We start from the raw sequence: 11,277 nt of genomic DNA on the forward strand, positions 1-11,277 counted from the left end.
ATCGACAATCATCACTCACGGCCTTTCATTTTTTATACGCCCGTTTTAGAGAACCGTTCGATTCTTTCTCTGATTTCATCACGGACACGTTGGAAGGTAGCCCATTTTTCTTCATCAGTTCCTTCCGCTTTTGCCGGATCATCAAAGCCCCAGTGTTCCCGTTTAACATGCGGTGGCGTCATTGGACATTTGTCTGCCGCATCGCCGCATAAAGTAACCACAAAATCCGCATTATTTAATATGTCAGTGTCGATGGTATCTGATGTTTGATTGGTGATGTCCAATCCCGCTTCATGCATTGCTTTTACGGCCTTTGGATTTAACCCGTGTGCTTCGAGCCCTGCACTAAGAACTTGCCATTCTTCACTTAAGTATTTCTTCCCCCAGGCCTCTGCCATTTGGCTTCTGCAAGAGTTACCAGTACATAAGAAGTATAGTGTTTTTTTAGCCATGCTGTTTCTCTCCTTCATGAGTAGAGTAAATCTTTAGTGTATGATGAGCAACCAAATATATAAACCAACTAATGTGATGAACAATGTTGGGATGGTTAGGATGATTCCAGTTTTAAAGTAGGTTCCCCATGAAATTTTCACGCCTTTTAACGATAGTACATGCAGCCACAGCAATGTAGCTAAAGAACCGATCGGAGTGATTTTCGGGCCCAAGTCCGAACCGATGACATTTGCATATATAAGGCCTTCCTTGATAACGCCGGTAGTATTGGTATCGGAAATGGCAAGTGCATCGATCATCACGGTTGGCATGTTATTCATAAGCGAAGAGAGAATGGCGGCAATGAAGCCCATTCCAATCGTTGCTGCAAATAATCCTTGATCGGCGGTAACTTGGATTAAATCCGTTAATACGTTCGTCAATCCAACATTCCGCAGGCTGTAAACCACAACATACATGCCAATCGAGAAAAACACAATTGCCCATGGTGCGCCTTTAATAACCGTTTTCGTGTTGACTGCCGGGCTCCTACTAGCCATGATCAGGAAGAAAATGGCGACGATGCCTGCAATGATGGATACAGGTACCCCAATGAATTCACTTGAAAAATAACCAATAAGCAAAATCCCCAGAACAATCCAGGACAATCGAAACATTCTTTGATCCCGAATGGCTTCCACTGGCTTCTTAAGTTTTGATACATCATAATTCTTCGGAATGCTTTTACGGAAAAACAAATATAAAACCAAGATGCTAGCTACCAATGCAAAGATGTCCGGTACGATCATTCTCGATGCAAACCCGGCAAAACTGATACTGAAAAAGTCTGCGGATACTATGTTTACAAGATTGCTTACCACTAAAGGTAATGAAGTTGTATCGGCAATAAAACCACTGGCGATGATAAATGGAAAAATCATTTTATCACTAAACTTCAAGGCACGAACCATCGCTAATACAATTGGTGTAAGGATAAGGGCCGCTCCGTCGTTTGCAAAAAATGCAGCAACAAGCGCACCCAGAATACTTACATAAACAAACATCCTCACTCCGTTTCCCTTGGCTGCCCTAGCCATATTTAGTGCTGCCCATTCAAAAAATCCTATCTCATCCAAAATGAGCGAGATGATGATGATGGCAATGAAGGCGAGTGTAGCGTTCCAAACAATCGATGTCACATCAATGACATCCGCAAAATCCACCACTCCCACAAGTAAAGCCAAAACCGCACCGCCACAAGCTGACCATCCGATCGACAGTCCCTTTGGCTGCCAGATGACGAGAATGAGTGTAAATAAAAAGATGATAACTGCCAAAATAACTGAACCCACTTAAGTTGTACCTCCTAGTTAGTCACAACAAATCCGTTTTCCTTGTGCTGTTAATTCTTCTAATTTTAAGTTTTGACTTGGCAAATCCCCGATGACCGTTAGAATAAATGAATAATATGAGGATGTTTTGTTTAACGAGTAAAAAATCCATTGTCCCCTTCTCTCTTCATTCACGATTCCACTATCTTTCAACTTTCGTAAATGTTGGCTGATAGCTGGCTGGCTCATTTCGAACAGGTCCACAAATTCACAGACACAGCATTCATGTTCAGACATGATCTTAACCATGGTCAAACGGGTTTTATCACCTAGTAATTTAAGTATGTTTGCGGTGGTTTCCAAATCCAAAGCTTCATTCATTTGCATACTGCCCCTCCTTATTCAATAGTTAAATAAGTATATGCTTATATGAAATCAATTCTTCATCATTATATAAGCATATTCTTATATACTCAAGTAAAAACTATACATCTTATTTAATATAACTTTACTCTGGTTTGACTACCCAAAAACGTCCCCTTCTTGCTCAGCGAATAGCAGTTAATCAAATATAGAATTTTTGTTAAGAAAGTATCGTTTATGGAGAGCGAAAGGAGAAGTTGGAGGGTATGACAATTCGTGAAGGAATCATACGAAACAAAAAAACTGCCGAGTTACCGGCAGTTTTTTGTTTATAAATATTTCCTGTGAATACTTTTTCCATCATAGGAAAACATGACTTCTTTTCCTTCCATGACTGATTCCATATGCACGGAGCGGCCCCAAAGCTGATGGATATATGGCATGACTTTTTCGAGATATTTCAGATCCAGTTCAATATCTTCATACCAATGTTTTAGGTAAAGTTCCCCATTACGCATGTAGTCTCCATCATTTACTGTGATATAGGGGAATCCGCCGTTAACCCTCATACTGACGAGTTGATCACGAACCTGTTCCCATGCCTTATCGACGATTTTGTAATCCTTGCCCTGCTTTTGGAATAAATACATATCCTCCCGCATGACCAGGTCTTTGGTCAAATAATTGCGGAGAAAGGAAATATCCGATTCGATTTCCCTGACTTCGAACATCTTTTCCCGGCCAGATCCAGGCTTGACACCCAGCTTGATCATTTCTTCGGTTGGATTATCATAGCGTTCTTCAATATCTTCAAGCACTTTCAATCCGAGATAATAAGGATTTATGCTGGTCTTTGATGGCTGAACGACACCTGCGTTCAGTTTTGCGAACTCAATGGCTTCCCCTGAGGATAAATCCAATTCACGAATTATGCGTTGATGCCAGTAGGATGCCCAGCCTTCATTCATGATTTTCGTTTCCAGCTGCGGCCAGAAATAAAGCATCTCTTCCCTGATCATCGTCATGATATCCCGTTGCCAATCGGATAGGTCCCTGCTGTACTGTTCAATGAAAAGCATAATATCCTTTTCTGGCCTTGGCGGGAATTTTTTTCTTTTTTTAATGTTGGATTTCTTCGGTTTATCCTTATTATCAAGATTCCATAAATCATCGTATTGTGTGGCTGTAGGTTTTGCTTCCTCTTCTTCTTCCTCATCTTCCATCGTCCAGGCAAGCTTCGGTCTCATCAGCGACGGATCGATATGTTCTTCAATGGCTAAAAGTGCATCAAGGAAAGTTTCCACTTCCTTTTTGCCATGCAGGATTTCATATTCACGGATTCTTTCTGCCGTTGCCGACATACTTTCCACCATATCTCTCTTAGTATTATTGAAACGTACATTATTCTTAAAAAAATCACAATGGGCCAAAACGTGGGCGACAATCAATTTATTTTGTACTAGTGAATTGGAGTCCAGCAGAAAAGCGTAACAAGGATTAGAGTTAATGACCAGTTCATAGATCTTACTTAATCCAAAGTCATACTGCAGCTTCATTTTATGAAACTGCTTCCCAAAGCTCCAATGAGAAAAACGGGTCGGCATCCCATAGGCACCAAATGTATAAATGATTTCTGATGGGCAAATTTCATAACGCATCGGGTAAAAATCCAACCCGAATCCAGTTGCTATTTCTGTAATTTCACTAATGGCATATTCCAGAGCCTTTTGCTCCGCTCCATTCATCCGATATCCCCCTTGTCTTCCGCCTTTAAACTAATGTATGAAAAAAAGGAGGAAAAATGCCGTGATCATGAGTAAAGATCCTCGATAATAAAAAAACACCTCCATGAAGAAGATGTCTGTTCAAATGATTCATGCAGTTCTGTACTCGATCTTAATTTCCCTACTCTATTAAAATTTTGCGAATTCCGTATTCACTGCCCCCTTTTTCGCTTTTGACCGAATCCAGGAAATGATAAGCGCTGCAATGATTACAAAGCCTAAATATCCTGTGACGGGGTATACCGTTCCAACCAATTTTATGAAGCCAACGAAACTTGCAAGGAAGGCGAGGATCCCTACCATTATCACGGATATTTTAAAGCGTCTCGTTTCGGCAGGAACCAACCTGGCTGTGAATGCATACAGCATCCCGACAGCGGTATTATAAATCATTCCTAAAAGGATGATTGATAGGATATATCCCAACCATGGAGAAATCTGATTCGCTAAATGAAGGGTAGGCATTCCTGAGCCTTCTATACCCTTCAAGTCGGACATCATCCCCAAATTGATTAACAATAGCAAGATTCCCAATCCGATACCTCCCAGAATTCCTCCAATACCAGCCTCCTTCTTATTCTTGAAGGTGCCTCCCATTACGGCTAGCATGGCAATTCCGGCAGTCATATTATATGAAACATAAAGTAATGAACCCATTATCCAGTTTCCGGTTGCAGCATTTCCTTTACTTGAAGATGAAATGATTTCATTGAAACTTAGATCGGATGTGAAAAATGAATAACCTGAAATAATGATCATGATAACAAATAAAAACGGTGTGACGGCACTAATGATGGACATTATTTTATTAACATTAAGTAAGAGCGTGCCAATCGTCAGCACTGCCATGACAATTGCACCAACTATACTGGGAATCCCGAATTGTTCTTCAAAAATCGTTCCGGAACCAGCAATCATGATGACAGTAACGCCAAACAAGAAAAATGTGATAATAACATCGACCACCCTGCCTAAATAGCGGCCACAAATATGTTCGATGATGCTTTTATGGGAGCGCGTTTGCAAAGTGCTCCCCAATTGCGTAACCTGCATGCCTAAGAACGCGAATAAAGCTGTCGCAACCACAATTCCCAATACACTGTAGATTCCAAAGCTAGTGAAGAATTGTAATACTTCTTGTCCTGAAGCAAAGCCTGCTCCAATGATGATTCCAATATATGCCCCTGCAAGATTTACACTGTTTTTCATATCAGACCACCGCCCTAATTAAAAGATTATTCTGATAACTTCGATTAAATGAAATGTCTTCCCGTTCATCACAATCCCTGATCCGTAATAGCTTCCCAGCTTCAGTAATGTTAACGATCCATCGCCCATGAAGCTGGGTAGAGCCATTATTCCAACTCTTGGTCATTTATCATTTGGTATATCTTTTACAATGGGAAGTGAATTCATCGACCGCAGCGTAATTGACTTCATAGCCAATGCCTGCCGCCTTTGGCACAGTTATGACTCCATCTTCCACTGTAACCTCTGGTTGAATGATGTCCTTATGCCAATAATTCGCGGATGCTGCCGTATCACCAGGCATCGTGAAGTTATCAAGTGTTGTCAATGCGATATTATGGGCACGCCCCACACCGGATTCCAACATGCCTCCGCACCAAACCGGAACATTTCTTTCTTTACATAATTCATGTATTTTCATTGCTTCCGTTAAACCGCCAACCCTGCCGATCTTAATATTAATGATTTTACAGCTTCCCAATTCAAGGGCTTTTCTTGCATCTTCCACGGAATGTATACTTTCATCCAAGCAAATCGGTGTTTTGATTTCTGCCTGTAATGTGGCATGATCGACAATATCGTCTGATGACAAGGGCTGCTCGATCATCATTAAATCAAATTGATCAAGTTGTTTCAGTAATTCGATGTCTTTCAGCCGGTAAGCGGAGTTTGCATCCGCCATGATCGGAACATCGGGATATCGACTGCGTACTTCCCTGATTACATCTACATCCCATCCTGGTTGTATTTTGATTTTGATTCTTTTATACCCATCTCTCAATCCAGCTTCTATCTTCGCCAGTAATTCAGGTACCGTTTTTTGGATGCCGATGCTGATTCCAACATCGATTTTTTTTAGTTCCCCGCCTAAAGCCATACTTAATGGAATATTCTTTTCTTTCGCATATAAATCCCAGATGGCCCCCTCGATTGCCGATTTTGCCATATTATTTTTGCGAATATGCGAGAACATATCCGATACATCACGAGGATGCTCTATTTCTTTATTCAATACAAGCGGAATCAGGAAATCCTCCAGCATGGTCCAATTGGTTTTTATGGTTTCTTCGTTATACCAAGGTGCTGAAAACGCCACAGATTCAGCCCAGCCCGAAAGCCCCTCTTCATTTTTCACTTCTACAAGTATGAATTCCTTATCTACAAATGTTCCAAAACTTGTTGTAAAGGGAGCTACCAAATCCATATTTAAATGACGTAAACGCACTTCTGTTATTTTCATCCCGATTCCCCTCTTATTCTTGTTTTTTTAATAAATAGTTTTGAATGGTTTCACCTTGTTCCCGTTCGATCCCGGCTGCAACATATCCTTTGGCAAAAAAAGCTTTGAATAATTCACCGGTTTTTAACCGCCAATCAATCGCAAGGCGGAGATCATCTTTTTTGATTTTTTGAATATCTGTCGGAATGGGAATGGCGATCACGTCGGCATTGGTTTCCAAATGATAATCCTTGATGTAAGGAAAGCCTTGGTCATTCATTTCTGTCGTTACGATGTGTATGGCTTTATCAGGAAGCGGTGTCTCTTCCTTTGCTCCCTGCCCTATATTCCATTCCACCATGAAACGATCAGTGGACAATCCTTCATTGAGGGTATCCTTCATATTTCCATAACAATCTTCCATATATGTTGAACAAACCGCTTTTAGTTTACCGATATTCAAGTTTGCGTTCACACTTTCCAATGGATCATATGTCCATGTAATTAGATTGTAGCCTTTTTTGAGCGCTTCTTCTTTTTGTGCCAGTTTAAGTAATCTGCCGTAGCCCTTCTTTTGATGAGCCGGATGGATGGCTAACATATGTGAACAAAGAAACACCCTTCCATCCTTGAATCCCGGGAAACTGTATTGAAATCCAACTAACTGGTCATTGAGGTAACCGCCTAAAACAAGCCCTCCGTTTTTGACTGCGGTAATCGTCTGATGGGTAGGAACGCAATCCATGCCCCATACAAGGATTTCAAGACGCTGCACTTCTTGTAAGTCCTCTAGTGTTGTTAGGGATTTAATGATTAATTCATCAGTCATGTAGGTGTCCCCCCTCGCCATATTTCTCGAAAGTGAATATGATGGCCTTAGTCAGGATTTCAATTCCCGATAACAAAGCATCTTTGTTGAACGTCATGTTCGGATGATGGAGCCCTGGTGTCAAATTACATCCCAACCCAAGCATCGTCGCTTTGAGCTTGGGTCTTTTCAGCGTATAAAAATGAAAATCCTCTCCTCCAGTTGTAATGACAGGCGCTACCAGATTTTCTTCTCCGAGTGTATCGGCTATCGCTTCAGCCATTATTTCCTGGGCTTGTTCGTTCACGATTGCTGCAGCAACGTTGGTTCCCGGTTCGAGTTTCATTTCAACTCCATGGACAATGGCCAAGGATTCGGCAACTTTTTCCACCTTTTTGGTGAGCTCTTCCATGACAGCATTATCCTGAGCCCTTAAATCCAATGAGAAAGTGGCTCTCCCTGGGATGATATTGGAACTTTCGCCCCCAGCAAAAAACTGCGTCATTTTTACTGAATAAGGGATGGACGGATTGAGATGGATACCATTTAATAAAGTGACGAATGCTGCTCCTATCTCGATGGCATTTTGCCCTTGATGCGGTCTGGCTCCATGCGCATCCGTCCCCGCTATTTCTCCTTTAATGAACTGGGCAGCCCCATGGACAATGGCTGGAGCCGCCTGCCCATCCTTCACTTCCTCAACTGGCCTTAAGTGCACTCCATAAAGGAAATCGACATCATCCAAAACTTTCTCTTCAATCATCTTCAAGGCGCCCGTACCTTTCTCTTCAGCAGGCTGAAAAATGAATTTCAGCTTACCTCTTGGTCGAAAGTCCATTTCCTTCAATACCAGGAAAACTCCAAGCGCCAAGGTCATATGCCCATCGTGTCCACATGAATGATTGGCCTGAAACGTCCCATGCACCTCCTGCCAAAGTGCATCGATATCCGATCGTAACCCGACTGTGAAATTCCCATCCCCGATTTCCCCAATCACTCCTGTACAGTCTTCGAATGATTTTACCTTGCATTGATTTTCCATTAAAATATTGGAAATGAATGCTGTCGTACTCACTTCATTCCAACTCGTTTCAGGATTTGCGTGTAACTGGTCGAAGATATCGATGATACGCGGCCTTAATTTTTCGATTGTTAGTTTGATATCCATTTCTGTCTCCCCCTTAACTACCGGCTTAATTGGCTTGACTTATGACTTAATTTCAAAAGAAATATTCGTCTTGATTGAACGCATCATATATAGCCTTTCTTTTTTTAAAACCCTGTTCATCTTTAATCGATACACCAGCTACTATACTATTCAATAATGAAAATAAAACCGGTGCCGTATCGATAGTGGAAGTCCTAGGTGTTGAAATAGGCAATAAAATGTCAGTGTAGTCAGCAATCGGAGCCAATTCAGAATCCGATACGCCAATTACAAATGCACCCGCTTGTTTAGCCATTTCCGTAATTTTCACAGTTTCTTTCACATAACGGTGAAATGAAATGGCTACAAAGACGGAATTTTCAGTCATTTTATTCATCAGTAAAAAAATATCATCAGTATCCGGCCTATATAAATGGACCTCCTCCCTCACAAGCCTCAGTGTAAAGGTTAACCAATGTGCCGCAGAAAATGATAACCGATGTCCGGATATCAAAACATTGTCGGCTGCCGCCAATTTATCAACTGTTTTAGAAAAATCTTCATTTGATAAATTTTTGATTGTCTTTTCGATACTGACGATATCCTGCCCCATCACTTGAGCCATGAAGTTTGGTTGATTCGCAGCTTCAAGTTTTGAAGAATGATATTCATTCAAACTGCTGCTCTCGAATATCAACTGATTTCGAATAAGTTTTTGAAGTTCCGCAAATCCACTTAACCCCAATGAATAACAAAAGCGGATGATGGTCGTTTCACTCACACCTATATCATTCCCGAGCTTTTGAGCTGAAGTGACTGCAAATGTATGTGAATGTACTAACAAGTATTTTGCTACCTTTTTTTGGCCAGTTGATAAACCAGGGAATACTTCTTTAACTTTTTGCTGTAATTCCATAAAAAATCCCCTCTGAAGCAAGATATGAATCCAAAACTTCTAATATGACAATATGAAGTTTTTACTTCATCAATAATAAAGAGTATTTTATCATGGGACTTTTAATAAAACAATAATATTCAGAATTTTTAATAAAAAGAAATGTCAATGTACCTCAATTACAAAAAACCACGAAGATGAACTCCATGGTTTCCTTATCTTTATTTATTTTTTATGACGCTTTGCATAGCCACATCGTTTACATAATTCTTCAACTGCACATCTTCTTGAAAAACCATCATACATATTTTTAGCCCGTTCACCATTTAAAATATCTTCAAGTGACGTTTCAAATATATTCCCCAGTGGAATTTTCCCTTCACTATCCAAACAACAAGGTACGACTGTACCATCCACCAAAATGCCTAACTGATCTCTAAGAGCATAGCAGAAAATATTCTCATCGATAATGTCACGGTCCAATTCTGGCCACTCGAATTTTTCAGCCATGTTTATATAAACACGGTCCTTCAATTTAATATTATTCTTCTGCTGAAGAGCTTCACTTAAACGAATGTCCAATGAAAGCTTCTCCTCCAACATGCTGAGAATATCGTCGTTCAGGCCATTACTCGCTTTTAGTTCATCCGTATCCATATTCCATAAACGAATGGCACAAATCATTTCACTTTTTTCATTTGCCTCATTTATGAAATCGGCAATATTACTGACATATGAGTCGAGACTATTGCTCGTATCGTTTGCCTCGAAGCTATGAAGTGAAATATTCACCTGACGAAGGGCTTTTTTGGAGAGCAGCTTTTCTTTGACCTTTTGAATCAAAGTACCGTTCGTTGTTATATTCACCTTTAGGCCATTTTCTGCACTGATATCCAAGAATGTACCCAAATTTTTATTTAAAAAGGGTTCACCCATCAGATGAAAATAAATGTGATCGGTGTGCGGTTTGATTTTCTCGATTACATGTGTAAACCCTTCAGGATCCATGAATTTAAGAGTCCTTTGCAAGCTGGAGCTTGGACAAAAATTACACTTCAAGTTACATATATTTGTAATTTCTACATAAACTTTCTTAAACTTTCTCATTTTCTAATACCCCTACAATCAAGCTTATTGTTTCAATCTGATACTAACTATACTGGTTAGCTGCTCATAAATGCAATGAAAACTTCATGGCAGCGGATATCAAGGAATGGATAGGTATCACTTCACTGTGGCAACTAATCCGATATCCACCATTTCCCGGACAATCCTTTAAAGAAATCAGAAAAAAACATCTTCTCGAGGTGAAGATGTTGGCTAAAATTCAAACCTTTTATTTTTGTTCTGAATTTACTTTCTTTTTTGCTCAGTGACCTTTAAACTAAGTAATTTTTCATTTTTCAAATCATGTTGTACGGTCACGATAACATTGAACTCATTTCCCTTATCCGCGACTAAAAAGATGAAAGCATCTTCGACAAGATTTTCCGCTATAGTTTTCCTACCCTTATATTCGTAATCGGTAACCTCAACTTCAGGATAATCTGCCTGCACTACGGCAATCGCAATCTTTCCGTATTTTTCGTAATCGGGTTTTTGGGCCTGTGTTGAAATGGACCCTGCTTGTATAATCAAAAAAATCCCCATTAACATCACGATGACTTTTTTCAAAATTCTTCCTCCTCATATTTTCCTCTTAATATTATTATGTAAGATTGTTCATTTGTTATGCAGCTGCATCGCTTCTTTAACAAGCATGATTCCAACTGATCGATTCCTTTTCCATTCCTCAGGAAATACACTCAATGGAGGATTGGTTTCATCCACTAAATAACTAAGTTCGATTGTCATTCCCGGGCGGTGGAATTCAGTTATGAACCAATCCGTAAATCCACTTCCTACCGCTTCTTTTTCCGGAAAGGTCAGTTCATACCCAGTCAATTCCGATGTTTTTTTGGCAATCCCATAATCCCTCACCATATTTTCCCGTTTATTTTTGTAATGCCAAAAGATTTCCCTTCCTGAGGTATGATAGGCAACAGCAAGA

13 protein-coding genes are annotated in these 11,277 nt (G+C 40.2%); all 13 read right to left on the minus strand.

The annotated features are described in order from the left end of the window. Positions 1-32 precede the first annotated feature (32 nt). Positions 33-452: an arsenate reductase (thioredoxin) gene (arsC, locus tag AC1DVK_RS17155; RefSeq protein ID WP_061461879.1), complete on the minus strand. Its 420-nt coding sequence runs from the start codon at positions 450-452 to the stop codon at positions 33-35. A 33-nt stretch (positions 453-485) separates the two neighbouring features. Further along, positions 486-1,784 (minus strand): arsenic transporter, encoded by a 1,299-nt coding sequence (locus AC1DVK_RS17160; protein ID WP_477626967.1) that lies wholly within the window; start codon positions 1,782-1,784, stop codon positions 486-488. 18 nt (positions 1,785-1,802) lie between these two features. Continuing rightward, positions 1,803-2,150: an ArsR/SmtB family transcription factor gene (locus tag AC1DVK_RS17165; protein ID WP_289320913.1), complete on the minus strand. Its 348-nt coding sequence runs from the start codon at positions 2,148-2,150 to the stop codon at positions 1,803-1,805. A 305-nt stretch (positions 2,151-2,455) separates the two neighbouring features. Further along, on the minus strand, positions 2,456-3,871 hold the full coding sequence (locus AC1DVK_RS17170) for a SpoVR family protein (RefSeq protein ID WP_125163484.1): 1,416 nt from the start codon (positions 3,869-3,871) through the stop codon (positions 2,456-2,458). Between the two features lie 168 nt (positions 3,872-4,039). Continuing rightward, positions 4,040-5,119 (minus strand): YkvI family membrane protein, encoded by a 1,080-nt coding sequence (locus AC1DVK_RS17175; protein ID WP_289320914.1) that lies wholly within the window; start codon positions 5,117-5,119, stop codon positions 4,040-4,042. Position 5,120: 1 nt separating this feature from the next. Next, positions 5,121-5,285, minus strand: coding sequence for a hypothetical protein (locus tag AC1DVK_RS17180; protein WP_477626968.1), 165 nt, complete (start codon positions 5,283-5,285; stop codon positions 5,121-5,123). Between the two features lie 3 nt (positions 5,286-5,288). Beyond that, complete coding sequence (gene menC / locus AC1DVK_RS17185; protein ID WP_477626969.1) at positions 5,289-6,398, minus strand: o-succinylbenzoate synthase; 1,110 nt, start codon at positions 6,396-6,398, stop codon at positions 5,289-5,291. Between the two features lie 13 nt (positions 6,399-6,411). After that, a complete protein-coding gene (locus AC1DVK_RS17190; RefSeq protein WP_477626970.1) occupies positions 6,412-7,206 on the minus strand; it encodes a GNAT family N-acetyltransferase in 795 nt (264 codons plus the stop codon). Then, complete coding sequence (locus tag AC1DVK_RS17195) at positions 7,199-8,353, minus strand: M20 peptidase aminoacylase family protein (protein WP_410862777.1); 1,155 nt, start codon at positions 8,351-8,353, stop codon at positions 7,199-7,201. Before AC1DVK_RS17195 ends, AC1DVK_RS17190 begins: the two co-directional genes overlap by 8 nt. Before the next feature lie 52 nt (positions 8,354-8,405). After that, positions 8,406-9,248 (minus strand): MurR/RpiR family transcriptional regulator, encoded by an 843-nt coding sequence (locus AC1DVK_RS17200; RefSeq protein ID WP_477626971.1) that lies wholly within the window; start codon positions 9,246-9,248, stop codon positions 8,406-8,408. Positions 9,249-9,452: 204 nt separating this feature from the next. Continuing rightward, the gene (locus tag AC1DVK_RS17205; RefSeq protein WP_061461871.1) at positions 9,453-10,334 is read right to left on the minus strand and encodes a radical SAM/SPASM domain-containing protein; all 882 of its coding nucleotides are present in this window, start codon (positions 10,332-10,334) and stop codon (positions 9,453-9,455) included. Between the two features lie 246 nt (positions 10,335-10,580). Next, positions 10,581-10,901: a DUF3889 domain-containing protein gene (locus tag AC1DVK_RS17210; protein ID WP_410862779.1), complete on the minus strand. Its 321-nt coding sequence runs from the start codon at positions 10,899-10,901 to the stop codon at positions 10,581-10,583. 48 nt (positions 10,902-10,949) lie between these two features. After that, positions 10,950-11,277: M14 family metallopeptidase (locus tag AC1DVK_RS17215; protein ID WP_477626972.1), on the minus strand; the 328-nt coding region annotated here is incomplete at its 5' end.

It is taken from the genome of Peribacillus sp. P4_B1 (assembly GCF_056402395.1).

Coding starts and splice junctions, on each gene's coding strand:
- arsC (WP_061461879.1), bottom strand. CDS start 452: ATGGCTAAAAAAACACTATACTTCTTATGTACTGGTAACTCTTGCAGA.
- AC1DVK_RS17165 (WP_289320913.1), bottom strand. CDS start 2,150: ATGCAAATGAATGAAGCTTTGGATTTGGAAACCACCGCAAACATACTT.
- AC1DVK_RS17170 (WP_125163484.1), bottom strand. CDS start 3,871: ATGAATGGAGCGGAGCAAAAGGCTCTGGAATATGCCATTAGTGAAATT.
- AC1DVK_RS17175 (WP_289320914.1), bottom strand. CDS start 5,119: ATGAAAAACAGTGTAAATCTTGCAGGGGCATATATTGGAATCATCATT.
- AC1DVK_RS17180 (WP_477626968.1), bottom strand. CDS start 5,285: ATGACCAAGAGTTGGAATAATGGCTCTACCCAGCTTCATGGGCGATGG.
- menC (WP_477626969.1), bottom strand. CDS start 6,398: ATGAAAATAACAGAAGTGCGTTTACGTCATTTAAATATGGATTTGGTA.
- AC1DVK_RS17190 (WP_477626970.1), bottom strand. CDS start 7,206: ATGACTGATGAATTAATCATTAAATCCCTAACAACACTAGAGGACTTA.
- AC1DVK_RS17195 (WP_410862777.1), bottom strand. CDS start 8,353: ATGGATATCAAACTAACAATCGAAAAATTAAGGCCGCGTATCATCGAT.
- AC1DVK_RS17200 (WP_477626971.1), bottom strand. CDS start 9,248: ATGGAATTACAGCAAAAAGTTAAAGAAGTATTCCCTGGTTTATCAACT.
- AC1DVK_RS17205 (WP_061461871.1), bottom strand. CDS start 10,334: ATGAGAAAGTTTAAGAAAGTTTATGTAGAAATTACAAATATATGTAAC.